Below are 22,852 nucleotides of genomic sequence, written 5' to 3'. Positions count from 1 at the left end.
ACAGCATGAAAGACGAAGCAACCGAGCTGAGACAGTTCCTCGACCGACAGAGGAAACTCACGGATGCCGCCCATGAACGCGAAAGGAACGTATTCCTCGAGCACCAGCCCTACGTCCACCGAGTGACGAGCGTCGACAAAGCCCCCTACACGGATGGCCTGATCGTACTGCGCTGCCGCACATGCAGAACCGCTGAACACCACACATACGGGCCGCTCAACGACGCACTATGGCCCTGCCCCACGATCCTCTCGATGCTTGACCTCAAGGCTTACGGGGAGATATTTGGGGTGGCTCGGATTCCGGTGGAGGAAGAGTCATGAGAAGACTCCCGGAGATCAGAAGATTCGAACCCGAACAAGTCTGGACCATCCACCCCGATATGACGCAGGCCGAGTTGACTGCGGTGGGGGAGTGGTGTGGTGGTATCGCCCTCGTCGAGGTGGGGCGGGTTGTGGTGAAAGTTCCTACTCCTGAGGGGTTGTTGAACGCTTTCCCTGGGGATCGGATTGTGTGTGAGGCCGGCGACTTCCGAATCGAGGCCGCCGCATGAACCTTCAAGTCTTGTTCAATGGCCTCGGTGTGGTCAGCGCCATCGCTGCGTTCATTGGGCTCCTCGTGGGCGTCCCTGTTTCCGTCGATGAACCGGCACGCGTCACATGGGCAGCGCTGATCGGCACTCTGCTGGCCGCGATTCTGGCGGTTGTGGTCTTCGCCCTCGGTGCGGGGGTGACCGCATGACCGACAAAACAGCCCTCACGAAACTGCGGGAACCGTTCACCGGCAACCAAATCTCCACCCTCCCCAAGCCGTACAAAAAGGACTCACCGAAAGGTCAGTGCCGCGAATGCGGCGGCTACCACGGTCTGCCCGCTGTGCACCTGGAGTATGTGGGTCACGCCGCCCTCACCGACCGATTGTTGAATGCCGACCCCGAATGGTCGTGGGAACCGCTCGCTTACGGGCCTGACGGGTTGCCGGCGTTCGACCGCAACGGAGGGTTGTGGATCAAACTCACCGTCGCCGGGGTGACCCGCCTGGGGTATGGGGATGCTCCGGGTAAGAACGGCGGCAACGCGGTGAAGGAAGCCATCGGTGATGCTTTGCGGAATGCGGGCATGAGGTTCGGTGCCGCCCTCGACTTGTGGCACAAAGGTGATTTGCATGATGCGGCTGAGGAACGCGGCGAAACCACGGAACCGTCGGCTTTGCAGGTGGCGTTGAGTGACCTCGCTGCCGCGGTCAACGACGCTGGCATGAGCACAAAAGACTTCGCCGACTGGGCTATCTCAGCGAAAGGCCCCGGCCTCAACATTCGTGAGTGCACGGATGTGAAGAAGTTGGACGAGTTGACGCGGCGGGTGGAACACGAAGGGTCGTCGATCCTCGGCGCACCCGATCACGATGCGGCGCAAGCGACTCTTACGGATGCTATCGGAGCGGAGGAACAACAATGAGCGAGCTTTATGGTGCCTACTACCAAGTTGCGGGGAAACCTGAACGTGGGGACGCCGGAATGCACCGCGTCGGAGGTGCCCGTATCGCGAGTGAACGTCACGCTCGCACCACCGCCGACGAAGCGTACTCAACCGGCCTGAGGTTACGTGGTGCTGGCATGGCCAGTTCGGTGGAGTCCCGAATGGCAGCGATCCTGGAAAGTCTGCCGCGTGTGCCGGAGTGGATGGCGTTGGGTCGCTGTGGTGCGGCCGACCCCGACTCGTGGTTCCCGGAGAAGAATTCCGCTGCGGCAGCGAAAGCGGTGTGCCGCAACTGCGAGGTGGTGGAGCAGTGCTTGTCGTATGCGTTGGACAACAACGAGCCTCATGGTGTTTGGGGGGGAAAGTCTGTGCGGGAACGTGCCCGGATGCGCCGTGATGGGAGAGCGGCATGAGTCATTGGCGTGACCGCGCATTGTGCCTGGGGAGAGCGGACATGTTTTCCCCTGACGAGGTGGAGTCGAAACCGCGTGAGCACGCGATGAAACGGCTGACGAAAGATGCCCGCCAGGTGTGTTTGATGTGCCCGGTGATCGCCGAGTGCGCTAACACGGCGCTGGGGCAACTGTATCCGTGGGGTGTGTGGGCGGGTATCGCCTTCTCCGGGAATCGGATGCATCATTTGCAGCGCGACAAGTTGCGGATGCTGGCGGCTGAACGTCGGGAGGCGGCGTGACCGGCTTCCCGAAAGATGTGCAGGACATCATCCTGGCGCGGTCGTCGGGCATGTGTGAGGTGATGTTGCCGTGCTGCACTTACCAGGCGGTGGAGATTCAGCATCGGCGTGCCAGGGGTGCCGGTGGAACGAAGAGACCTGAAACGAGCTACGCGTCGAACGGCTTGGCGGTCTGCCGGCCGTGTCATTCATTCATTGAGTCCCATCCGTTGGTGGCGTTGGAGAAGGGGTGGCGGGTGCCGCAGGCCCTGTCTCCGGCTCAGGAGTCGGTGGTGTGGCGGCAGCAGCGACTGTGGTTGGACGACTTCGGCGGGTTTGAACGTCAGGAGGAACGCGATGTCGGCTGATATTCCTCGCCCCTACCTGGAGTGGGATGCGATTTTTCGTGACTGTGTGGAGTGTGCTGCCCGTGTGGGCGAACTGTGTGTGAACCCCATCAGTGGGGTGTCGAAAAGACTTCCGTGTGTGGCACGGACCAAACCAGAGGAGACAGAACAATGACCAGTTACATTCCGAAGAAGTACGCGGAAGCCCGCAAGGGCGTATTGGCCGCGGTTAACTCCGGCTCGTGCGAGTTCGCCAACGGCGGCGTGGTGAATCCTGATGTGAAGGTGCGGGTGTTCAAGACCCGCAAGGGCTGGCAGTGGGAGGAACGCAACTACTACGGCGGCACCGTGGGTGCGGTGTCCCCGAAAACGTATGACACGAAGTCGAATGCGGTGCGGGCTGCGAGACGTCGTGTGGAGTTGCTGAAGGCTGCGGTGGTGGTCATTGATGCGTGAGAAGAACTGTGACGGCCAGGTCGCCAAGATCGGAGCACTGTACTGATGAGCGACTACACACATGCCGAACTCACGAAGCTGATCGGCGACAAACTCCCCGGTGGTGGTGTTCCCGCTGCATGGTGGATCAGCACCGACGACGAAGTGATCCGACTGTTCGACGAATGGTCTGACGCCGAATTCAAACATCAGAAGAAGGTGGCCGACCTCGGCGACGAACTGGGCTGCGAGCGATGGTTCACCTCTGGGATGGGAGGCGCGCTTCGCGGCTTCGACCCCCCACGTGGGATGGGCAAGTGGAAGAACCATCCCGACTACAAGCCAGTGCCGGAGGGGTGGCGGATCGATTCGAAGTCGGGCTATCTGGTGCCGAGCCGGAAGACCAAGGCCGACCGCGAGAGCGACGCCAACAAGCGGTTCGACGAGTTGCGGGCGTCTCCGCAGTTGTCGACTCCAGGTATGCCGAGTGAGATGTGGCTTCCAGGTCACATCTACGGCACCAACATTCGCCGCGGCGAGGCATGTCTCATGGCATTCTCTGGCGGTGACCCTGACCGACTGGAGGGCCGCCGAGAGTTCGTCGTCGACGCGAACCTGTGGACGCGCCTGCCGCTGAGCGCTTTCCACCTCATGCGTGAAGCGGAGGTGTCGGAGTGATGTGTCAGAGCGTCAGAGTCGCCGGCGTAGAAAACGCGGATGGTTCGTTGACGAAGTTCGTGCCGAAAGCGGACCTGGACAAGGCGAACACCACCATCGACCGTCTGTCTGCCGACTGCGACCGCTACATGGCCGAGCGGGATGAGGCTGTGGCCCAGCATGACGCGGATGCCGCCCTCATCGCCGAACTACGGGCGCAGGTGGAGGCGTCGTACGCAGAGCGATCGGAGCCGGAGCCCAGTCTGTCGTGGCGTCTCCGGGCAACCGCCAACCGCCTGTCCAACGCGAGCACGGACGACCGCGACTACTACCACCTCGTCAATGACCTGATCGACGAGGCTGATCGTTTGGAGCGTGAGCGGTCCGAGTCCGCCGAACGAGAACAACGCATCGAGAAGGCAGCGCAGGTGCTCCGGGCGGTCGATGTGAAGAACGGCGGCGGCGAACCGTGGGACGCCTTCGACGATTACAGCGGATTGCGGCGGCGGTATCGGGGTCGTGCTCGTGCTCTCGACGACGTCGGGATGCTGACAGGCGGTGACACATGAGGAGCGCAGTCACCATCGCCGATCCCGGCCGTCCACTACCCACGATGGAAGGCAAGGTGTCCGGAGTTATCGCCCACGACCGGCCAAACGCCACTGTCCAATGCTCGGTATGTCACCGGACTGCGACCGGCAAAACGTTTTTCGCGGTCAAATGGGCCGACTTCGCCAACGACGACCGTGACGACTGGGACCACCCCAAACCGGCTCTGCCGTACCGACGGTGCGAGGACTGCCGTAACCGGAAGCTCCACCCGCAACTGACGCTCGACGAGTCCACCTCATGACTCGCCTGCGCAACATGATCGGCGAACTCATCCTCGGCGCCTTCTGGAACGTCATCGCCGCCGCTGACGTGGTCGATGAGTGGCTGTATGACCGCAAACAACATCCCCTCGACGTCGCCTACTCGCGTGGGTATCGGCGTGGTGTCGAGGACGAACGCAAAGGAATCACACGATGGATGACCTGACCGAGAAACGTCAGGAGACGCCGATGTCTGACCCGAACACCCTGAACCCTGCCGACTTCCCCGTGGACTACAAGGCTCGGATGGTGGCGGCGTACCCGGTCATCGCCGAGATGAGCGCAGACGAGGCATGGCTCGCGACACCGACAGAGCGCGACGAGGCGTTCCGCCGGGTGCTCAACGCGAAGAACCTTCGCCGCACACACGAACTCTTCCTCGCCGATTTGGAGCCCACCGATGTCTGACCCGAACACCCCTGAACATGTGATCGCCGAAGCGGCGGAAACCATCACCGACGAGTGCGTCAACAGGTTGCGTGAGGCTGGCTACGAGGTCGTGAAACTCCCCAAGCCCGGCGAGTTCTCACCCGACGGAGCGCACTGGAACGACTACCCATTCGTGGTGCAGAAGGGTACGGACATCTTCGTCGGAGCGAAGTTCGAGTATGTGTACGAGATCAACAGCACTGAGGCGCGCAATGTCGCCGCATCTCTCCTTGCTGCTGCCCGTGCCGCTGAAGAGCAAGGAGACCAGTCATGAGCGATATGCCAGAGGTGATAATCCGAAAGTGCGATGGCCACCCACTGGGCGTTGCGCCTCTTGGGCCAAGCTGGGCGGTAGACATCCCCGGTCAACCCCGCTTCTACTCAGACGGTTGGCATTTCGCCACCAGGGAGGACGCGGAGGAGTACGTCGCACGCTACCGCGAACTCTATGCCGAGGAGCGTGCCCAGTGACCGCCGACAGCCACGACCCGGCCATCGCAGCCGCACGCAGGGCATGGGTTGGGCGCATGGACGGCTGGACGGACCGCAACGTGCCCGAGTCGATGGTTGCCGCCGCCCGTGAAGCCCTCGCACCACTGCGCGCCAAGCACCACAAGGTGCAGCGCCCCGACGGCAGCTACCGGTGCACCTCGTGCCGCGACGGGTATGGGGCACACGCCGACTGGCCCACCGGCACCGACCGACTGCTGTACGCCGAGGAGGAACTGTGAACACCGATCCCGCCATCGCTGCCGCACAGAGGGCGGGCACTGACGACGAAGGCGACTACATGGGTGCGGGCATGTACTCCACCGTGTTCGACTTCGCCGAGGAAGCCGCCCGCGAAGCCCTCGCACCCTTGCGCAAGCTGCATCGCAAACGCACCGCTGGCGGCGAACACTACTGCACCGAGTGCTGCCACATGCCCGTCACCGGCAGCTACGAACTCACCTATCAGCCGTGGCCATGCGCCACCGCTCGCCTCGTCTACAGCACGGAGGAACTGACATGACCAGCAACGGCCAGCTCCTCGCACTCGACCCGCCGGCGCGGGCAAAACAGATCGCGGGCCTCCCCAACGACGTGCGTGTCAGGCTCGCCCGGATTGCGGCACTCGGTGTGCGTACCGAGATTGGCCGGGGGAACCGATGGCTGGCCGAGAACGTCCCCACGTTCGCCGAAAGCCGGTTTGACCACGCCGCTGACCTCGGCGACCTCGCCGCTCAACTACTGGAGGACTTGCCATGACCGACATACGGGAACAGGCCCGACAAGCGCTCGCGCACTGGGAGAAGTACGGCGTCTCGGGATCACACGACATCGACGATGTGGCCCCTGCGCTCGTCGACGGGTTGCTCGCCGAACTGGAACGGGTCGAGTCGGGGTACCACGAACTCATCAATCGGCAGGGATCGCTGCTCACCAATGCCGTGAATGCGATGAAGGGCGATCCGCCGCCACTGACGACATGGAGTCACCACGACGTGGCGGAACTCGCTAAGGGCGTTGTTGCCGAGCGTGATGCCGCCCTGTCCACTCTCCAGCAGGTGCGGGAGCTGGCGTCAGGTCCGAGTTGTTACGCCGGAGCTTGGCCAGCGGTCAAGGTGGCCGACCTCCTCCGCATCCTCGATGGTGGCCCGTCATGACCCGTCGACTATCGCAGGCCGCCACCCTCACCGTTCTCGCCGCCCTCGGCTCCATCGCCACCATCGCCGCCATCATGTGGCGGTCAGGAGGATACCCAGGATGAAAACAGGGTCACTCTTCTCCGGATACGCCGGCCTGGACATGGCAGCAAATGCGGCCTTCGGTTCGGAGACAGCATGGTTCGTCGAATATGACCAGGCTCCGTCGAAGATCCTCGCCCACCACTGGCCCGACACTCCCAACCACGGCGACGTCACCACTGTCGACTGGTCGCAGGTCGAACCGGTCGACATCCTCACCGGCGGTTACCCGTGCCAGCCGTTCAGTGCCGCCGGCAGACGACAAGGAACCAACGATGAACGACACCTCTGGCCCTACGTCAGGGAAGCAATTCGCCACCTACGACCCCGATACACAGTCCTGGAAAACGTGGCCGGACACCGGTCTCTGGGGTTCGATCGAGTACTCGGGGACCTGGCCGAAGACGGGCTACATGCGCGATGGGTCAGCGTACGAGCTTCCGACATCGGAGCACCCCACAGGCGAGAGCGACTGTTCATTGTTGTTGAAGACGCCGACCTCACAGTTGGCGATCAATGGCGGGAGTCAACACCCCGACAAGCGGAAGGCGGGCGGTCATGGGCCGACGCTGGCCGACGAAGTGGAGCACCTACTGCCCACGCCAGTGGTCACGGACTCGACCGGAACCCGCAACTGCACGTCGCGGCGGAACAATCCGAACTCAAGCCATTCGACGGGCGTGACACTGACGGACGCACTGGTGCTGATCGGCGAGATCGCTGGGCCGCAATACCTTCTCCCGACGCCGAGTGTTGCGGACGGCATGGGGGGACACCTCACGAGATCGGGTGCCAGGTCGAACGAGCTACTACTGCCGGGGGTGGCGAAGTCGATTGGGGCGACTACAAACCCGCAATCGAACGCTGGGAACACATCATCGGGCGACCCGCACCCCACCCCACCGAACGGGGACGAAACGGGCAACGACTGTCACCTCTTCTAGTGGAGTGGATGATGGGCCTACCCGCCGGATGGGTGACCGGGGTGGACATCTCCCGCAATGAGCAGTTGAAGGCGCTCGGGAATGGTGTGGTGCCTCAGCAGGCGGCGTATGCGATGTCGCTGCTGCATCCGGTCGCGTTGGGGGTGTCCGCGTGAACCCACACATCTGGACCCGCTGGTGCGGGCATCGCATCGAGCAGACCGGCGACCGGACAGCACACCAGGCGGATGTCGCCCGACACTGCCGCGAACACGAGGACACCGCATGAACATTCTCAACGTTGTCACTGTGGTGACGCTTCTGGTGGTTGCCCTGTATGTGGTGGGGCGTGTGTCGAATGCCCGCCCGTGCGAGCACAACACGAGGACAGGGGGCGGCTATGCCTGAGTGTGTCGACTGTGGTGCACCGATGAATGTGTGGGGGCGGAGGTGTTTGCGTTGTGTTCCGCCGCAACCTGTTTCAGACATAAACGCTGGTAGGATGGGGTGTACAGATGAGTCGGCCCCGGCGGTGCTGGAACACCGTGGACCCGGGGCCTCGCCGAACATAGGAGGTTCGACTGATGACAGATAATACCCGGAAGCCTGTTTCCAAGCGCCTCAGGTATGAGGTCCTGCGCCGGGACAACCACCAGTGCCGATACTGCGGCGGTTCCGCGCCTGATGTGGCACTTACGGTAGATCACGTCGTCCCCGTCGCGCTCGGCGGTTCAAACGACCCGTCCAACCTCGTAGCTGCGTGCAAGGACTGCAACGCCGGCAAGACATCCTCAAGCCCCGACGCACCACTCGTGGACGAGGTGGCCGCCGACGCGCTGCGGTGGGCAAAGGCAATCGAAATCGTCACAGCGCAACGTGCCTCCGCCCGCGACGAGAGGCGACGTAACCACACCTCGTTCCTTGACAACTCGTGGCACCGCTGGACCTACGGATCGAAGAATGCACACTTCGACCTTCCCAACGACTGGCGCACTAGCGTCGACGGATTCCTCGCGTCCGGCCTTGACCTAGACGACCTCGACGAGTTGGTCGACGTAGCAATGGAGTCAAGGTCCCGCGACCCCTGGAAGTACTTCTGCGGATGCTGTTGGCGACGGATCGAACAGGTTCAGAATCAGGTTGCCGAGATGATGGCGGCCGACGAGGTTGCCGAGTCCAATGATTCAGAGACAGTGACGATCCAGACCTGGTGGACTCCGAATCACGTCGGAGATCTATGGATTTATGCAACCGAGACCTTGGCGGATCGCTGGGGGGCGGCAGTGGACGACGTGATAGCGAAGTACTCGCGCTGTGTACACAGCGACGAAGCGGTATGCGGCGATCCAGTGTGCACGGTCAGTGCAGCATCTCGAATACTGGGCGTCGCCTCCACTCTGCCATCAGGCGACCATGTGGAGGTGGCGTGAGATCACACGGAAGAATCCTCGTGTCCATCTGGCGCAACAAGGAGTTCGTTGCCCGAAGTGTTGAGGCGCAACGCTGCTACATGATGCTGCTGGCGCAGAAGGACATCAACAATGCCGGCGTGCAACCGCTGATGATCCGCAAGTGGGCGAGGGCGTGCGCGGACACTACTGAGGACGACATCGTTCGCGCTCTCGACGAACTCCAGGCGCACCGATTCCTCTGCTATGACACCGACACAGAGGAGTTGTTCATTCGTACCTTCATCCGCAACGACGGCATCATCAAGCAGCCGAACGTGATGAAGAACGCTCTGCGTGTGGCAGAGCAGACTGAGTCTCCAATCCTGCGCAAAGCTCTGGCTGCGGAGCTGGATTCGCTGCGCCGTTCGGATGCCTCCGAGGCGGCCTCTCGAATCCTTCCGGACAACGCTGAAACCCTTCCTGAACCCTTTAACCCTTCGGGAACCCCTCTCGAACCTTGCGGGGATGGGGATGGGGAGGGGGTTACTAAACGTAGTGAAGTCACCTCTACGAGTACTCCAGTTGTGCCGCGGAACCGCGGCACACGACTCCATGAGGAATGGATGCCCGAGAAGTCGGTCATCGACGAGATGCGTGGCGAATGCCCGAACATCGACCTCGAAGCAGAGCACCGCAAGTTTGTCGACTACTGGATGTCCAAGTCGGGGAAGGACGCAACGAAAGTCGACTGGAACCGAACGTGGCGCAACTGGATCAGGAACGCCAGACCTAGACCGCAGTCCAGAGCGGCCCCCCAATCCACCACCGATGCCCGCATCGCTGCCGCCCAAGCACTCAAAGACCCCGACGACAACGTCCACCAACTGCAACTGCGAGGCCACGCATGAACCGCAACGAAGTGATCGATCTCCTCACGGCCGCATCCGCCTACGATCGCCGCACCATCGGCGAGGGCGATGTGGTGGCGTGGTCGGAGGCAGCCCACCGCGCAGGCTGGACGTTCCCGAAAGCGTTGGATGCCCTGCACGAGCATTACGCGAAGACGTCGCAGTGGTTGATGCCCGGTCACATCACCGAACGGTTGCGGCTGGTGTCTCGGCAGCCCGCGCCCGTTTCGGATGTGTTGGCGTTGGATGCGGCTCCGCCGGCGTCTGCGGAGCGTCGCGCCGAGTTGATGGCTGAGATTCGGAAGTTGGCGGATCGCAAGTCGGTGGATGGTGTGGCGTGACGAACCGCATGAAAGCCAAGGGTGACCAGTACGAGCGGGATGTTCTGGCGATTGCCCGCCGTTCGGGTTTTCCGTTCGCGGAACGTACTCGTCCGGGGCGTCGTGAGGATGAGGGCGATATTCACCTCGCACCGGGGGTCATCGTCCAGTGCAAGGACCAGAGCGAAACTAGATGGCGTGTTTGGCTGGCTGAGTTGAACGCTCAGCGACTTTTAGCCCGCGCCGCGCATGGAGTGCTGGTGGTGAAGCGTCGCGGCTCTGGTGGGCGTCCTCCGCTCCATTTGGCGGTGATGCCGTTGGACGATCTGCTGCGGCTGTTGTGTGACTGCGGGTACGGCGACCACGACGCCATCGTGGAGGAACGGTCATGAAGTTGGACCCTCCGGCGGCCACGTTGCACGAGTTTCTGACCTCCTCCATCCACACGTGGATGTTCGGGACTCCACGGCACCCGGATTTAGGGACGCATGTGGCTTTGGATGTGGAAGACCACTACAGGATCACGGTGAAACACAAGAGCAGGAGAAACGCAGCATGAGTACGTACGAGCCGATGACGGTAACCCGAGTCCGCTACGTGGGAGGCAGCCACATCGAACCACCACTCGACCCGGACTGGTCGGAGATGGACAAACTGCGGTGGCATGCCGGTGCGGTCATCGCTGATGCCGGTGTGCCGCTGCGTATCACGCTCGATGACCACTCTCGGCTGTCCTGCAACGGCGTGGACGTACCCCGCATGTACGGGCTGACACTCGGAACATGGCAATCAATCCACAGCTTCCACGACATGTGGGACTACCTGAACGGTGTGAGGGCTGGCGCCGTGGAGGCGTTGACCATTTTCCTCGACGGGGACGATCCGCTGTGAATCCGTATGTGCCTGATGAGGCTCCCGAGGTACCCACCGTGGATCGCTACTGCTGGGTGTGTGACCGCATCGATGACCGGGACACCCCGGAAGGGTGTGGACCCCAATGCGAGGAGGAGACATGACCAAGTCGGCACGCATACGCAACCTCATCGACAAGTTCGCCATCCCCGGCCATGTCTGCACCATCAGTGAGATCCCCGACTACAGGAAAGGGGAACACTGGCAGCCTGCTTGCACCTGTGGGTGGCAGCACGCGCGTGGGGTGCCGAGCAAGCTGGACGCGGTGACGGTGTGGAACCGCATCCACGTCAACCTTCGGAGAGACGAGCAGGAGAACGACCGGAAGCGGTGCCCGACACCGGGTAAGCATCGGTTCAAGTCGCAGGAGAAGGCGGAACGTGAGATGCACCAGGTTTGGCGCAGCCCCCGAAAACAGGGCAAGCCGCTACCCAGCCGCACCTACTTGTGTCCGTGTGGGTATTGGCACACCACATCGAAAGCTCTACGACAGGAGGCTCGATGACTGACGCTGTCGATGTTCAGGTGTGGGAGTGCCCTGACTGCCCGTACACGGTGGTGCAGGGGTCGAACGGGTTCGGGCTGGTGGGGTGGATGGCTGACATAGCGAGACACACACAACAACACAACGAGGAGAAGAACCATCAATGAGCGACGGAATCAAGCGGCGCTACGTCTACGACCACGACACGGTGAAGAGGTTCGCCGACACCTGCCCGATGATGGTGTCGCGGGGCGGAGAGGCACAGCCGTGTGACAAGCCTGCTGTGGCCTTGCGATGGGTGGATGCCCACGACGGCAGCTATCACGCGACTCCGGTGTGCGTTAACCATTGCCGCAAGGGCGAGATGGTCGAGTTGCGGAAGGTCTTCGAGGGGATCGCCGATGTCCGATCTTGATGTGGATGCCATCGAAGCACGAGCAACCCGGGACACAGATGAACGGTTCATCGCCCATGCTCGCAATGATGTCCTTGCTCTGGTGGCACAAGTACGCGACCTCAGGAGGCGAGTGGAGCGGCACAAGCACTACGCGGAGGGTTGGCAGCGCGAAGCCGAACGGGCGGTGAAGCACGGCAAGTTTTGGGCGAAAGAACGTGACGAAGCTCGCGCAGAGGTGGATCGCCTGATCGGAATGTACGGCGGTGAGGAACAGTGACCGATATCGATTTGGCTGCCGTCGAATTGCGGGCAGCATCAGCATGGGTGTCCATCGACTACTGCGGACGCCCGTGGGACGACGTTGCCCGATCGCAAGCCGATGTTCCTGCTTTGGTGTCTCGGATACGAGAACTAGAAGCGATCGTGCGAAAGATTTCCGAATACTCGGTCGCAGACAAGACATTGATCGGCGTGGCGGGGGACCTGCAAGAGATCGTCGGCGGTGAGTTCCCCAGCGAATGGGGCTGGGGCGGATCGGAGACACCGTGAGTACCTACCACTACCTTGAATGCACCTGCCACAACCCGCCCCTACGATCCGACGACGAGGTGGAGCAGCACGCCGGCACCGAGATCCTCGACCAGGTGCGGGACATGGTGCGCAAACGCGACACCATCATCCCCCTGCTGCGGGACGAGATGGTCGACTACCCCGACAACCGATACCTACGGAACGCGTTGCGGTTCCTCGTCGACCACGAGCACTGCGTCATCAACCTGGTCACCGAATACGGGGAACGCGAACGCATCGGATGGCCGTCATGAACATCCTGCGCGCCATCACCGTGTTCATCGGCAAAGTGTTGTGTGATGCCCCCACTCTTGAGTCTCAGGCGTATCACGAGGGGTTTGCGGATGCCTGCGATCAGATGGCCCCCTACCTCATAGACGGAGACAACGCATGAAATACCTGATGTGGTTCTCCCGCTACGGCAGCACCGAAGTCCGTGAGGAGTACGACATCACGGACTGTTACGACCTCGAATTGATGCGCTATGAAGCCGATACCGCGGTGGTTGACCAGTACGGCGTGCTCTGTGAGGTGGAGGAGATCACCTTCGACGGGGTCGGTCGTGTCATCCCTCTCGATGAGTGGGAGCAGGGGCTGAAGGCCTACAAGGCGAAGATGGAGCAGGAGCGCACCCAGTCAGAGGTGAACAACCCGCGCCCAAAGCCCTACGGGGAAGTGCTTGTGTACCCGCCATACCGGAGTGTTGCCAGTTGGGTCTCCGTGAGCACTGCCTACAACCGAATTGGCTTGGCAGTGCAGGCGGAACAATGGGCATCGCAGATCGGCGACGCCCGAGTGAAGACCCGCGTGTTCGGAGGCAACACGTGAACCGCCGCGACAAGGTCATCCACCACATCGACCGTTTCCACATGCGGCTGTCCGACTGGATGTTCGGAACACCCCAAGACGAAGGAACCAGCATGGAAGAACCAGAACCCACCCCGAAACTTCAGGCGTCGATCTCCTCCGGCCGCATCTACCAAGCCCTCAAGATGATGGGTATCGACCCGTACGGGGTAGTGGATGTGCATATCGGCACCGAGTTCGTCACCGTCTCCCGCAGCGGCCCCAACGCGGATGGCACTCCCATCGTCACGGACTATCCGATCCGACGGACAGGACTCGGTTGATGGCTGACTACACGATCGATCGTCGCCGGTATCCGTTGGACTCCAACTGCGCCGGCCAAGTCCAGGTGACGTGCACAGCGTGCGGGGAATCATTCGATGCAGGGGTGGAGCGGGTGAAGTCGCCGTCGTTTCTGCCGTTGTGTTCCCCCGCATGTTTCACCTGCGGGCATCACCTGTCCCGTACTGATCTGGCTACGTCGTGGTGTTCGTGTGGGTGGTTCACCACCGCCCGTGAGTTCCCGCGGCGTTTCCGTACCCATGTTCAACGATGCACGGGAGAAGCCGCGTAGGGGTTGCGTGGTGTAAGTACACCGTGCTAGAGTGTAATTACACCAAGAGAGAGGGACACGAAATGAACACCAACGCCAAAGAAATCTGGTTCACCACCACCAAGAGCGGCCGCCGCATGGCCTGGTACTTCAGCCACGCCGCATTCCGATCCTTCCGCATCCCCCTCGCAGAAGCCGAACTCGCCATCGCCACCGGACAAGCCACCGAAGTCACCAAGCCCGAATGGGTCGGCCGGTGAGCAGAGGAACACCCAACCGCAACGTCCGGGTCCCAGACAACATCTGGGACCCGGCATTGCGCATCGCTCAGGCACGCGGCGAAACCCTCTCCGACGTCATCCGCGAAGCGCTAACCGAATACATCGCCATCTACAGCAAGGACAAGAAGTGCTGACACTCAGCCAGCGCAGCGCATGGGCACGCCGCGGAGCCCAAGAAATTAACCGAACCATCGCCGAAGCCAAAGCCGAGGTCGCCAAACACGAAGCCGAGAAGGCCGAACAGGATCGGCAGAAGTTGGCGGCATACCGTGAAGCACACAAGCCCGTCCCATTCACCACTGAACAGTTGAAGTCCGCCAAGTACATCCGCACCGATGTGGGGTGGCACAAGGTGGTGCGGGGTAACGCAAAGTCGGTGTCGGTAGAGACCGGTTATTCGTGGGTGGACCGGTACAAGCTGGACAAGGTTCTTGAGGTTCGGTCGTGAGTCGTGTTGTGAATCGTGTACCCACACTCCGCCCCCGAAACTCAGGAACCGACCGGATGCTGGCTGACATAGAAAAGTACGGACTCGACGGCTGGTTGAACATCATGATCACCCTGTACGGGGATGCCGCATTCGATGGGACGTTGCGGCGCTACGGCTACGAGCCGATCGACGACATCCTCGCTCCGTTTTATGCGGGAATACCCGTCAATGCGGTCCTCGAAAAGCCCTGTGGTGACACGATAAACACGGATTGAGCAGGTAAAATGGGTGCTGTGACATGCCTTTCGGACCACGAGGTGCACATGACCGGACAGGTCGAAGCCGAACACCCTTGCTGCTGGCCTGAATGCGACGGAAAAGCGCTCGTCCAGGACCGGGTGGAAGAGTGGTACCTGTGCTTCACCCACACAGCCATAGCAACCGAGTTTGTTGACCGCACCGCGCTCGGGCTCAAGGCCGGCGACCCGATGCCCCCACGCGCCGACGGCCGCCGCCGCTCAACTCGCAGCCGCGCGCAAGCCCGTAACGAACAGCGTGGCGACCGGCCGGGTTGGGTGTACTACGCCCGCGTCGGAGAGCACATCAAGATCGGGTACGCCACCAATGTCCGCAATCGGATGCAGCAGTACCCTCCCGGAACCGTGTTGCTCGCCGTCGAGCCGGGTGACCTGAAGCTCGAAAAGGCGCGACACAAGGAGTTCAACCACTCACTGGTGTTCGGGCAGGAGTGGTTCCGCGAGTCCTACCCCATCAAGAAGCTGGTTGATGAGCTACGGGAGAAGCACGGCTCCGACCTCGCCGACATCGGCCGAACCAATCGCCGCAGCACCAACACCGACACCCTCAAACCGCGGTGGTCGAGCAGAAGGAGCTACAAGGCATGAGTGACAACGCATTCCTGGACCGTCACGGGCAAGCAACACTCCGTGACACGCTCCACTCGATCGAGGCCCACCTCGACGACCTGGCGGACACCATCACCCGCCAGGCATCGACCGCCCGCAAGAATGTCAACAGCCACCGACGCCCAAAAAAGCTCCGATCCAGGCCTCCAGTCGACGAGGGGGCGCAGGATGTGGCGAACTCGCTACATAACTCCCTGCACACCGCCGTACGGCACACGTGCGAGTACCGGGCCGTGGCTTTCATTCCCGTAGGATTCACCCACCGTCACGGTGAGTTCATTGGCCCACTCCTACCGGGAGAGAATCGCGTTCCTCCTGGATATGACGAGTCGACTCTGGCTGTCCTGGTGAAGTGGCTGCGTAAGCACCTCATCAGCTTCGCCATGACTGAAGGCTCACCCGAGTGGGCAGACTCCATTGAGGTTGCCGCGAAGCGCCTGATGAAGGTGATCGACCTCCCACCGGATGACTACGTGCACATCGACTACAGCCGTGTCGCCCAGGCGAATCATCAACTTGTCACGACAGGAACGGTTGAGGTCGTGGCACGACGACTCGGTGACATGGGCAAGGGTCTCAACGCCCGCCGTGTGAGGACACTAGTGGAGCGCGGGAAGCTCAAACCCAACGGCGTGCCCGCGGAGGATGGCACCCAGTTCTACCGACTTGGTGATGTCCTCGATGCGCACCACCGACACGCGAGACGCAAGAAGGCGTCATGATCCACCCGTTACGTCAGGGGTTAGTGCTAGGCTGTCGCCTGTAAGGCGTGTTCCGTTCCGGGGCTCGGCCTTCCGTCATTCTTGCGGGGTAGCGCGCATCCGACGGTCCATTCACACCTTCTGGCATCAAGGTCGAAACCACGCGCACATCTTTTTTCGTTGAATCGAGGCCGCTGATGGTCGTCATCGACTCTGTCCTGTCTGCGCTGGTTCGTGTGTTTGATGTGCCGGTGAATTGGTGGATGGACCGTCAGCGCGCCCACACCGAGCGGGCGGCGGCAGCGATCCTGGCTCGCGCGGCGTGTGCATCGCAGGAGTGTCGGTGGTGTGTGGAGCATTTGGAGGACTGCCGTGGCTGACCGCGCGTTTCGGGGGCCGATCGTGTTCACGTGCACTGACTGCGGACGCCAACGCCACCGCCATTGTTCCCGCACCTGCCGCCTCGACCCCGACCATCCTGACACTCCCCGCACGTGGTGGGTTGAGGATGAACCTGCCTGACGGCCCCGTCCCCGTCGAACCGTGCTGTGTGTGGCGGATGCTTGTCAACGACTGGCCATACCGTGAGGTGGAGAAACTCCTCCGCATGTCACCCGGCCAAGTGTTGAAGGCCGAACAGGTGCAGAACGCTGATCTGCATGGTGTTGATCCCGAGTTGATTGCTGATCCCACCATTGACCGCCGGAAGTCGAAGTGACGACCGCTGTCGACGTCATGGACGTGATATGTCCGGTGCGACCGGGAGATGACAACGACGAGCTACGGTTCGCGCTCCGGACGTGGGAGCAGCATCTACCGCACGCCCGCATTTGGATTGTCGGCGACAAACCATCGTGGGTAACGAACGTCGAGTTCATTCCCGGCAACACAGGTCCGACCGGGCATGCGAATGTGTACCGCAACATCCTCGCTGCCTGCGAACACCCCGACATCTCCCCGACAGCAGTCGTGCTCAACGACGACATCTACGTGACTGAACCGGTGGATACTCCACCCACCTGGTTTCGCTCCACTCTGCGTGAGCATCTGGAGTTACCGAGGGTGAAGAAGGCGAAAGGACAGTGGTGGCCCACATCGTTGGAAACCACACTGATCTGTTTGCAAGCCCACGGCATCGCCGACCCCATCTCGTACGAGCTGCACACCCCGTTCGTCATCGACACCCAGAAGATGGCTGACACACTGCGCTTGTTCCAACATGTGACACCAGACAATCCTCCGCAGTGGCGCAGCCTGTACGGGTCGATGCACAGCATTGGTGGGACACGGCATCATGACGGGAAGATGTACGGGCCAGGCGACATCCACACTCCATACCATTCGACGGAGGATCGAAGTTGGCATCACTTCGCTGCCCGCTTCGCCCACGACTACCCGACACCCAGCCGATACGAGAGGCAGTGATGGACGGCAAGTACATCGACGTTGACCGCATCGTCATCGACCACGCCAAAGGTCAGGTACTCGTGGATGGCGAACCCATCCCGTACCCGATCCGCGAGGCAGCACCCACCGTCACCGCAGAAGATGGTGGGCTGTCGATCGTCGATGTGCCGGTGTTCTTCATCTGCCACAACGTCGACGTGATCGGCAGGCCCCGCAGCGACTACGACCGGCGGGCACTCGAACTTCGACAGGAGTACGACGAACGCCTCGCCGCGCTGAAGGCCCAGTACACCGAGGGCGGCCCCGCCTGATGGCAGCACTCGGAAGCATCCAGGCGACACTCTCCATCGAGAGTGTCGGCGCGTTCTCACGCATCGAGCTAGGCACAGGTGACCTACCCATCCACGTCGTCCGAGTGGGCGGCGACAGCGCAACCGCCCAGTACTCCATCAGTTCGTCGTCACTGACCGCTGGGGTGGTGGACATGCTGCGTGCCGCAGCCGATGCGATCGAGTCTGGAGACGTGGACCTCTGATGCCTGTTGAAACCCTGACCGAACCCGAAGCACTTGAGTGGTTGGAGGTTGCCGCCTCCTGCGTCCCCGAAGGCCAAGCCATCGTTGAACTCGGCACGTATCGTGGTGGGTCGCTCAAGTATTTGGTGGCCGGCGCATCTGACAGTGTCCAGGTGTTCGGGGTGGATGCTTGGGGTCAGGGCGATATCTATCGGGGTCGCCCGCACATGCTGGACCGCTACCGGCTGACTGATAAGCGGGTGGCTGCCCGGGTGGCGAAGGGCGCAACTCTCATCCACAACACCACCATCCAAGCGGCAGCAGAGTACGACGGGCCGCCTGTCGGGTGTCTCTACATCGATGCCGAACACCGCTTTGATTCCGTCCTGGCTGACTACACTGCGTGGGCTCCACACCTCGCCGAGGATGCGGTGGTGGCATTCGACGACTACGGCGGCGACAAAGGCAAGCAAGTCATCCAAGCCGTCGACCACCTCATCGCTGAGGGTCGGTTGGTGTGGGTGGAGAAGATCGGCGAACGCCTCGCCATCACCCGACCCGCCTGATGTCCTGGCTCGCTACACAGCCCACACCGGGCGCAGACGTCCACGTCCTACCCGTCGACGACCTCACCGCCCACGACGAGAACGACACCTGCACCTGCGGACCCACCACCGAACCCGTCGAACGACCAGACGGCAGCATCGGCTGGGTCATCACCCACCACTCACTCGACGGCCGCGAACACCACGAACATGCCTAGGGCACCAAAGAAGTGCGGGCGCGCCGACTGCACCACACGGGTCATCGGCACCACCTACTGCGACCAGCACCGCATCACCTGGCCCACCAACCGGGGACGCAACGTCCCCCACCGCCTACAAACCGCATGCTTCCGCCGCGACAACTACACCTGCCAACGCTGCGGACACCGAGGACTCCCCGGAGACGGCACACTCCACGCCGACCACAAACACAACCGGGCCACAGGAGGCCCTGACAGCCTCCACAACCTCGAAACACTCTGCACCGACTGCCACGCACCGAAGACTCGCCGCGAGGCCACAGCAGGCCGCTGAGACCCCTCCCGGCCCAACCCCCGCCCCCGGGGTCAAACCGGCCCCGCAAGGCACTGCTAAATCCTCTGCCTACGGTTCCCCAGGAATCTGGCGCTCTTGAACCTCCCTACCGAAATGGTGGGGCCGCATCCGAAATGGATGGAGAGAATCCCCATGCCCCAGCGAAAGAAGGATCCGAGTGCTCGTGCTCGGGCGAACAAGGCATCGACTGCTGCGACGTTGACTGATGACCATCAGGTGCAGTGTCCGGAGTTGCCGGAGTCGCGTGATTGGCATCCGCAGACGTTGCAGTGGTGGACCGATTTGTGGTCTGCGCCGATGGCTACCGAGTATCACTCGTCGGATCGGCATGCTCTGTTCATTCTGGCGGCGTTGGTGGACGATTTTTGGCAGGAGCCGACGACGTCGAAGGCTGCTGAGATTCGTTTGCAGCGGCAGGCGTTCGGGTTGACTCCCTATGATCGTCGCCGGTTGGAGTGGACGATCGAGACGGCGGAGGAGTCGAAGGAACGTGGCCGGCGTAGGTCGGAACGTTCGCAGGCTCCGCCCGCGGCGAAGGATGATCCGCGTTCCGGCTTGTATGCCGTGTGACGTAGATGCTGCTGGTTGTTCCGGGTGAAGATCCGGAACCCTGGCCGACGCTTGGACCTCAGATTTGCGATCTGATCGAGGATCGCGCCATCTATGGTCCGGGTTCGTTGCAGGGGGAGCCGTACGAGATTGACCCCGAGTTTCGGGCGTTCATCTACCGTGCTTTCGAGGTGTACCCGCGAGGCCATGAGTGGGCCGGCCGGCGTCGTTTCAAGCGGGTCGGGCTGTCGGTTCGTAAGGGTTTGGCGAAGACCGAGAAGCAGGCGTTGATCGCGTTCTGCGAGCTTCACCCGGAGGGGCCGACACGGTTCGACGGGTGGGATGCTCACGGCAATCCGGTGGGACGTCCGGTGAAATCGCCGTACATTCCGATGCTGGCGGTCACGGTCGACCAGGTCGAGGAACTCGCCTACGGGGCGTTGAAGTACATCATCGAGGAAGGTCCCGACGCGGATCTGTTCGATGTGACTCTTGAACGCATTGTTCGCCTGAATGAGCGCGGCAGGGCTGATGGTAAAGCGGTGCCGTTGGCGAACTCGCCGGGTTCGCGTGACGGTGCGCGTACAACTTTGAACTGTTTCGACGAACCTCACCGCCTGTATTTACCGCGGCAGTTGAAGGCGCATCAGACGATGGATGCGAATCTGCCGAAGCGCCCGTTGGATGACCCGTGGTCGCTGTATGTGGGGACCGCTGGTCAACCGGGGCAGGGTTCGGTGGCTGAGGAAATCCACGTCGAGGCGTTGCGGATCGCTGAGGGCAAGATCGAGCGGCCGGACTTGTTCTACCTGTATCGCACGGATGACGATCCTGATCGTGATCTGTCGGACAAAGATGAACGCATTCGGGCGATCGGCGAGGCTACCGGCCCGATAGGCGAGTTCGGGCCAGGGCAGTTCGATGAGATTGCGTCGAAGTGGGATCGGCCTGGCGCGGATGGCCCGTATTTGGAGCGTGTGTGGCTGAATCGTTGGCGTCGTCAGGGCGATCAGGCGTTCGACATGAAGAAGATCCAGCCCGGTTTGTGTCGGAGCGGGGAGCGGCTACCGAAGGGCGAGTTCGTCACTCTCGGTTTTGACGGGGCACGGTTTCGTGACGCCACCGCGATTGTTGCGACGGGCGTCGAGTCGGGGTTACAGGAACTTCTCGGGTTGTGGGAACGCCCCGATGATGACGAGGTCGATGAGTGGGAAGTCGACGAGGACGAAGTCACTGCGGTTGTCGCTGACGCGATGACACGGTTCGCGGTGTGGAAGATGTACGCCGACCCGCCGCATTGGACTGAGACTGTCGGGTCGTGGGCGGCTCGGTGGCCGGACCGGGTTGAGGAATGGTGGACGGCCCGCACTAAGCCGATGGCGTACACGCTGCGCGAGTTTCGGGAAGCGATCGACTCAGGCTCTGTCACGTTCGGAGGTGGCGAGAAAAGCCACAACGATCTGATCCGCCACCTTGGTAACGCTGGCCGCAAGGAACTGAAACTCGCTGACGATGAGGGAAAACCGCTGGACGTCATGCAAAAGCAGGACGGCCGAGCCGACCTGAAGTTTGATGCCGCGATGGCGGCCGCATTGTCATGGAAGGCATGTTTGGACGCCCGGAAATCCGGTGCGAGACCACCACAACCGGTGGGCATGCCGCGACGTATCTACTGAAAACCTATTGGGGGTGGTGTGCTTGACACCGGTTACGCCGGCCGAATGGCTACCGATCCTCACAGCACGGTTGGACGCGGCGCAACCGCGTATCAATATGCTGCGCCGACATGTTGACGGTGACGCCCCGCTCCCGGAGATGGGTAAGAATGTGCGGGCGTCGTGGCAGCGGTTCCAGAAGCAATCCCGCGCCAACCTGGCGGTGAAAATCACCTCCGCTGTCGCTGAACGGTTGATTCCGAACGGGATCGACATCGGTGCGAATACCGATGCGGAGGCTGTCGCGGCAGCTCAACGTATCTGGCGGGACAACCGCATGAAGGGTGTGGTGGTCAAAGAGGCCATCCGTCTGATGTTGAACTACCGCACCAGCTATATGACGGCGTGGGCCGGTGATAATGGGCATGCCATCATCACGGCGGACACTCCCGAGATGATGTACGCCTCTACCGACCCGTTGCAGCCGTGGAAGGCTCGTGCCGCTATCAAGTGGTGGCGCGACTCTGATGCGGAAACTGATTACGCCATCGTGTGGTGTCAGATCGGTTGGCAGTTGTTCAAGCGGTCGGTGTGGATTAACCCGATGGAGGCTGTTGACCGGCGCATCCGCAACAATCGCGCCAGTACCGGCAGGTGGGACCCTGCCGGTGACTTCCAGATCACTGGGGAAGCACCACCGATTGTGGTGTTGGACAACCCGTCAGGCTATGGCGAGTTCGAACCACACATCGACCTGATCACACGTATCAATGCGGGGATTCTGGAGCGGCGTGTGACGTCTGCGATGCAGGCGTGGCGGCAGCGCGCGTTGAAGGGTGGGCTTCCGCAGAAGGATGCGGATGGCAACGATATTGACTGGGCTGCCGTGTTCGAGCCAGCCCCAGGCGCTCTATGGGACATCCCCGAGGGCCTCGACATCTGGGAGTCGCAACCCACCGACATCCGCCCCCTCTTGGAGGGCGTGAAGGATGACCTTCGCGAACTGATGGAAGTGTCCGCGACACCTCTGCCGGGGATGCTTCCCGGCTCGCAGAACCAGTCCGCGACCGGGTCGGCGGCCATGAAAGAATCACTGATCCTGAAGGCCAAAGACCGGCTGGATGTAGCGGATACGGCGATCTCGGCGATCATGTCGAAGGCACTGCGCATCGAAGGCATCGAGACCGATGAGACGATCGCCATCTCGTGGGAGCCACCCGATCACGTGTCGTTGTCGGAGAAATATGGCTCTCCTGACCGATCCGTGGGTCATGACCGGCCGGGGAGGACTGGTCGGTGGCCGCCGAGGTTGAGCATGGCCAAGGCGATGAGAGCCTCGGGAGACCTGAATCCGAAGGCAACGCGGG

Annotated in this window: 47 protein-coding genes and 2 pseudogenes; 48 read left to right on the top strand and 1 reads right to left on the bottom strand. The window is 61.9% G+C overall.

What is annotated here, in order from left to right; genetic code table 11:
• Positions 1-5: 5 nt before the first annotated feature.
• The 48 genes and pseudogenes from L1892_RS16355 to L1892_RS25125 form a co-directional block, all read left to right on the top strand.
• Positions 6-323 (top strand): hypothetical protein, encoded by a 318-nt coding sequence (locus L1892_RS16355; protein WP_235724675.1) that lies wholly within the window; start codon positions 6-8, stop codon positions 321-323.
• Positions 324-549: 226 nt separating this feature from the next.
• A complete protein-coding gene (locus tag L1892_RS16350) occupies positions 550-741 on the top strand; it encodes a hypothetical protein (RefSeq protein ID WP_235724674.1) in 192 nt (63 codons plus the stop codon).
• Complete coding sequence (locus L1892_RS16345; protein WP_235724673.1) at positions 738-1,457, top strand: hypothetical protein; 720 nt, start codon at positions 738-740, stop codon at positions 1,455-1,457. The genes L1892_RS16350 and L1892_RS16345 overlap by 4 nt, the downstream gene beginning before the upstream one ends.
• A gap of 158 nt (positions 1,458-1,615) precedes the next feature.
• Entirely contained in the window at positions 1,616-1,891 is a 276-nt protein-coding gene (locus L1892_RS16340; protein WP_235724672.1) for a WhiB family transcriptional regulator, read from the top strand.
• A complete protein-coding gene (locus L1892_RS16335) occupies positions 1,888-2,172 on the top strand; it encodes a WhiB family transcriptional regulator (RefSeq protein ID WP_268900384.1) in 285 nt (94 codons plus the stop codon). Before L1892_RS16340 ends, L1892_RS16335 begins: the two co-directional genes overlap by 4 nt.
• Positions 2,169-2,519, top strand: a complete 351-nt coding sequence (locus L1892_RS16330; protein ID WP_235724670.1) for a hypothetical protein — start codon at positions 2,169-2,171, stop codon at positions 2,517-2,519. Before L1892_RS16335 ends, L1892_RS16330 begins: the two co-directional genes overlap by 4 nt.
• A gap of 150 nt (positions 2,520-2,669) precedes the next feature.
• Positions 2,670-2,954 (top strand): hypothetical protein, encoded by a 285-nt coding sequence (locus L1892_RS16325; RefSeq protein WP_235724669.1) that lies wholly within the window; start codon positions 2,670-2,672, stop codon positions 2,952-2,954.
• 45 nt (positions 2,955-2,999) lie between these two features.
• Positions 3,000-3,611 (top strand): hypothetical protein, encoded by a 612-nt coding sequence (locus L1892_RS16320; protein ID WP_235724668.1) that lies wholly within the window; start codon positions 3,000-3,002, stop codon positions 3,609-3,611.
• 47 nt (positions 3,612-3,658) lie between these two features.
• Complete coding sequence (locus L1892_RS16315) at positions 3,659-4,159, top strand: hypothetical protein (RefSeq protein WP_235724667.1); 501 nt, start codon at positions 3,659-3,661, stop codon at positions 4,157-4,159.
• Positions 4,156-4,443, top strand: coding sequence for a hypothetical protein (locus L1892_RS16310; RefSeq protein ID WP_235724666.1), 288 nt, complete (start codon positions 4,156-4,158; stop codon positions 4,441-4,443). The genes L1892_RS16315 and L1892_RS16310 overlap by 4 nt, the downstream gene beginning before the upstream one ends.
• Positions 4,440-4,628: a hypothetical protein gene (locus tag L1892_RS16305; RefSeq protein WP_235724665.1), complete on the top strand. Its 189-nt coding sequence runs from the start codon at positions 4,440-4,442 to the stop codon at positions 4,626-4,628. Before L1892_RS16310 ends, L1892_RS16305 begins: the two co-directional genes overlap by 4 nt.
• A complete protein-coding gene (locus L1892_RS16300; protein ID WP_235724664.1) occupies positions 4,616-4,870 on the top strand; it encodes a hypothetical protein in 255 nt (84 codons plus the stop codon). The genes L1892_RS16305 and L1892_RS16300 overlap by 13 nt, the downstream gene beginning before the upstream one ends.
• Positions 4,863-5,165 (top strand): hypothetical protein, encoded by a 303-nt coding sequence (locus L1892_RS16295; protein ID WP_235724663.1) that lies wholly within the window; start codon positions 4,863-4,865, stop codon positions 5,163-5,165. The genes L1892_RS16300 and L1892_RS16295 overlap by 8 nt, the downstream gene beginning before the upstream one ends.
• 193 nt (positions 5,166-5,358) lie before the next feature.
• The gene (locus L1892_RS16290; protein WP_235724662.1) at positions 5,359-5,622 is read left to right on the top strand and encodes a hypothetical protein; all 264 of its coding nucleotides are present in this window, start codon (positions 5,359-5,361) and stop codon (positions 5,620-5,622) included.
• Positions 5,619-5,903 (top strand): hypothetical protein, encoded by a 285-nt coding sequence (locus L1892_RS16285; RefSeq protein WP_235724661.1) that lies wholly within the window; start codon positions 5,619-5,621, stop codon positions 5,901-5,903. The genes L1892_RS16290 and L1892_RS16285 overlap by 4 nt, the downstream gene beginning before the upstream one ends.
• Positions 5,900-6,139: a hypothetical protein gene (locus L1892_RS16280; protein ID WP_235724660.1), complete on the top strand. Its 240-nt coding sequence runs from the start codon at positions 5,900-5,902 to the stop codon at positions 6,137-6,139. The genes L1892_RS16285 and L1892_RS16280 overlap by 4 nt, the downstream gene beginning before the upstream one ends.
• A complete protein-coding gene (locus tag L1892_RS16275; protein WP_235724659.1) occupies positions 6,136-6,537 on the top strand; it encodes a hypothetical protein in 402 nt (133 codons plus the stop codon). Before L1892_RS16280 ends, L1892_RS16275 begins: the two co-directional genes overlap by 4 nt.
• A 100-nt stretch (positions 6,538-6,637) precedes the next feature.
• A pseudogene (locus tag L1892_RS25050) lies at positions 6,638-7,063 on the top strand (DNA cytosine methyltransferase); the annotation flags it as partial.
• A gap of 507 nt (positions 7,064-7,570) precedes the next feature.
• Positions 7,571-7,717, top strand: coding sequence for a hypothetical protein (locus L1892_RS16270; protein ID WP_235724658.1), 147 nt, complete (start codon positions 7,571-7,573; stop codon positions 7,715-7,717).
• Positions 7,718-8,125: 408 nt separating this feature from the next.
• A complete protein-coding gene (locus tag L1892_RS16265) occupies positions 8,126-8,971 on the top strand; it encodes an HNH endonuclease (protein ID WP_235724657.1) in 846 nt (281 codons plus the stop codon).
• 20 nt (positions 8,972-8,991) lie between these two features.
• Positions 8,992-9,840: a hypothetical protein gene (locus L1892_RS16260; RefSeq protein ID WP_235724656.1), complete on the top strand. Its 849-nt coding sequence runs from the start codon at positions 8,992-8,994 to the stop codon at positions 9,838-9,840.
• On the top strand, positions 9,837-10,181 hold the full coding sequence (locus L1892_RS16255; RefSeq protein WP_235724655.1) for an MBL fold metallo-hydrolase: 345 nt from the start codon (positions 9,837-9,839) through the stop codon (positions 10,179-10,181). The genes L1892_RS16260 and L1892_RS16255 overlap by 4 nt, the downstream gene beginning before the upstream one ends.
• Positions 10,178-10,552, top strand: coding sequence for a hypothetical protein (locus L1892_RS16250; RefSeq protein WP_235724654.1), 375 nt, complete (start codon positions 10,178-10,180; stop codon positions 10,550-10,552). The genes L1892_RS16255 and L1892_RS16250 overlap by 4 nt, the downstream gene beginning before the upstream one ends.
• Positions 10,553-10,715: 163 nt before the next feature.
• Positions 10,716-11,051 carry a hypothetical protein gene (locus L1892_RS16245; protein WP_235724653.1) on the top strand — a complete coding sequence of 112 codons (336 nt, stop codon included), beginning with the start codon at positions 10,716-10,718 and terminating at the stop codon, positions 11,049-11,051.
• A gap of 121 nt (positions 11,052-11,172) precedes the next feature.
• Complete coding sequence (locus L1892_RS16240) at positions 11,173-11,577, top strand: hypothetical protein (RefSeq protein ID WP_235724652.1); 405 nt, start codon at positions 11,173-11,175, stop codon at positions 11,575-11,577.
• Between the two features lie 142 nt (positions 11,578-11,719).
• Positions 11,720-11,971: a hypothetical protein gene (locus L1892_RS16235; protein WP_235724651.1), complete on the top strand. Its 252-nt coding sequence runs from the start codon at positions 11,720-11,722 to the stop codon at positions 11,969-11,971.
• Entirely contained in the window at positions 11,958-12,230 is a 273-nt protein-coding gene (locus tag L1892_RS16230; RefSeq protein ID WP_235724650.1) for a hypothetical protein, read from the top strand. Before L1892_RS16235 ends, L1892_RS16230 begins: the two co-directional genes overlap by 14 nt.
• The gene (locus L1892_RS16225) at positions 12,227-12,502 is read left to right on the top strand and encodes a hypothetical protein (RefSeq protein WP_235724649.1); all 276 of its coding nucleotides are present in this window, start codon (positions 12,227-12,229) and stop codon (positions 12,500-12,502) included. The genes L1892_RS16230 and L1892_RS16225 overlap by 4 nt, the downstream gene beginning before the upstream one ends.
• On the top strand, positions 12,499-12,777 hold the full coding sequence (locus L1892_RS16220) for a hypothetical protein (protein ID WP_235724648.1): 279 nt from the start codon (positions 12,499-12,501) through the stop codon (positions 12,775-12,777). The genes L1892_RS16225 and L1892_RS16220 overlap by 4 nt, the downstream gene beginning before the upstream one ends.
• Positions 12,774-12,917 (top strand): hypothetical protein, encoded by a 144-nt coding sequence (locus L1892_RS16215; RefSeq protein ID WP_235724647.1) that lies wholly within the window; start codon positions 12,774-12,776, stop codon positions 12,915-12,917. Before L1892_RS16220 ends, L1892_RS16215 begins: the two co-directional genes overlap by 4 nt.
• Entirely contained in the window at positions 12,914-13,351 is a 438-nt protein-coding gene (locus tag L1892_RS16210) for a hypothetical protein (RefSeq protein ID WP_235724646.1), read from the top strand. Before L1892_RS16215 ends, L1892_RS16210 begins: the two co-directional genes overlap by 4 nt.
• Complete coding sequence (locus L1892_RS16205) at positions 13,348-13,653, top strand: hypothetical protein (protein ID WP_235724645.1); 306 nt, start codon at positions 13,348-13,350, stop codon at positions 13,651-13,653. The genes L1892_RS16210 and L1892_RS16205 overlap by 4 nt, the downstream gene beginning before the upstream one ends.
• A gap of 352 nt (positions 13,654-14,005) precedes the next feature.
• A complete protein-coding gene (locus tag L1892_RS16200; RefSeq protein WP_235724644.1) occupies positions 14,006-14,182 on the top strand; it encodes a hypothetical protein in 177 nt (58 codons plus the stop codon).
• The gene (locus L1892_RS16195; RefSeq protein WP_235724643.1) at positions 14,179-14,337 is read left to right on the top strand and encodes a hypothetical protein; all 159 of its coding nucleotides are present in this window, start codon (positions 14,179-14,181) and stop codon (positions 14,335-14,337) included. The genes L1892_RS16200 and L1892_RS16195 overlap by 4 nt, the downstream gene beginning before the upstream one ends.
• A complete protein-coding gene (locus L1892_RS16190) occupies positions 14,331-14,651 on the top strand; it encodes a hypothetical protein (protein WP_235724642.1) in 321 nt (106 codons plus the stop codon). The genes L1892_RS16195 and L1892_RS16190 overlap by 7 nt, the downstream gene beginning before the upstream one ends.
• A 56-nt stretch (positions 14,652-14,707) precedes the next feature.
• On the top strand, positions 14,708-14,908 hold the full coding sequence (locus tag L1892_RS16185) for a hypothetical protein (RefSeq protein WP_235724641.1): 201 nt from the start codon (positions 14,708-14,710) through the stop codon (positions 14,906-14,908).
• A gap of 48 nt (positions 14,909-14,956) precedes the next feature.
• Entirely contained in the window at positions 14,957-15,538 is a 582-nt protein-coding gene (locus L1892_RS16180) for a GIY-YIG nuclease family protein (protein ID WP_235724640.1), read from the top strand.
• A complete protein-coding gene (locus L1892_RS16175) occupies positions 15,535-16,281 on the top strand; it encodes a hypothetical protein (protein WP_235724639.1) in 747 nt (248 codons plus the stop codon). The genes L1892_RS16180 and L1892_RS16175 overlap by 4 nt, the downstream gene beginning before the upstream one ends.
• A gap of 487 nt (positions 16,282-16,768) precedes the next feature.
• On the top strand, positions 16,769-16,978 hold the full coding sequence (locus tag L1892_RS16170) for a hypothetical protein (protein WP_235724638.1): 210 nt from the start codon (positions 16,769-16,771) through the stop codon (positions 16,976-16,978).
• Between the two features lie 35 nt (positions 16,979-17,013).
• Complete coding sequence (locus L1892_RS16165; RefSeq protein ID WP_235724637.1) at positions 17,014-17,685, top strand: hypothetical protein; 672 nt, start codon at positions 17,014-17,016, stop codon at positions 17,683-17,685.
• Positions 17,685-17,978, top strand: a complete 294-nt coding sequence (locus L1892_RS16160; protein ID WP_235724636.1) for a PHP domain-containing protein — start codon at positions 17,685-17,687, stop codon at positions 17,976-17,978. The genes L1892_RS16165 and L1892_RS16160 overlap by 1 nt, the downstream gene beginning before the upstream one ends.
• Entirely contained in the window at positions 17,978-18,202 is a 225-nt protein-coding gene (locus L1892_RS16155; RefSeq protein WP_235724635.1) for a hypothetical protein, read from the top strand. The genes L1892_RS16160 and L1892_RS16155 overlap by 1 nt, the downstream gene beginning before the upstream one ends.
• Positions 18,202-18,747: a class I SAM-dependent methyltransferase gene (locus L1892_RS16150; protein ID WP_235724634.1), complete on the top strand. Its 546-nt coding sequence runs from the start codon at positions 18,202-18,204 to the stop codon at positions 18,745-18,747. Before L1892_RS16155 ends, L1892_RS16150 begins: the two co-directional genes overlap by 1 nt.
• Positions 18,747-18,944: a hypothetical protein gene (locus L1892_RS16145; protein ID WP_235724633.1), complete on the top strand. Its 198-nt coding sequence runs from the start codon at positions 18,747-18,749 to the stop codon at positions 18,942-18,944. Before L1892_RS16150 ends, L1892_RS16145 begins: the two co-directional genes overlap by 1 nt.
• Positions 18,937-19,260 (top strand): HNH endonuclease, encoded by a 324-nt coding sequence (locus tag L1892_RS25045; RefSeq protein WP_372475132.1) that lies wholly within the window; start codon positions 18,937-18,939, stop codon positions 19,258-19,260. The genes L1892_RS16145 and L1892_RS25045 overlap by 8 nt, the downstream gene beginning before the upstream one ends.
• A gap of 153 nt (positions 19,261-19,413) precedes the next feature.
• A complete protein-coding gene (locus tag L1892_RS16140; RefSeq protein WP_235724632.1) occupies positions 19,414-19,851 on the top strand; it encodes a phage terminase small subunit in 438 nt (145 codons plus the stop codon).
• 5 nt (positions 19,852-19,856) lie between these two features.
• Complete coding sequence (locus L1892_RS16135; RefSeq protein WP_235724631.1) at positions 19,857-21,506, top strand: terminase large subunit domain-containing protein; 1,650 nt, start codon at positions 19,857-19,859, stop codon at positions 21,504-21,506.
• A pseudogene (locus L1892_RS25125) lies at positions 21,403-22,665 on the top strand (hypothetical protein); the annotation flags it as partial. The gene L1892_RS16135 and the pseudogene L1892_RS25125, both read left to right, overlap by 104 nt.
• 89 nt (positions 22,666-22,754) lie before the next feature.
• On the opposite strand, the gene L1892_RS16130 reads toward L1892_RS25125, so the two are convergent.
• A partial coding sequence (locus L1892_RS16130) for a hypothetical protein (protein WP_235724760.1) occupies positions 22,755-22,852 on the bottom strand: 98 nt, incomplete at its 5' end.

The organism is Gordonia tangerina (assembly GCF_021556435.1).
In the GTDB taxonomy this organism is placed as follows: domain Bacteria; phylum Actinomycetota; class Actinomycetes; order Mycobacteriales; family Mycobacteriaceae; genus Gordonia; species Gordonia tangerina.
Note: the sequence above shows the minus strand (reverse complement) of the source record. Positions and strands in the feature narration are given on the sequence as shown.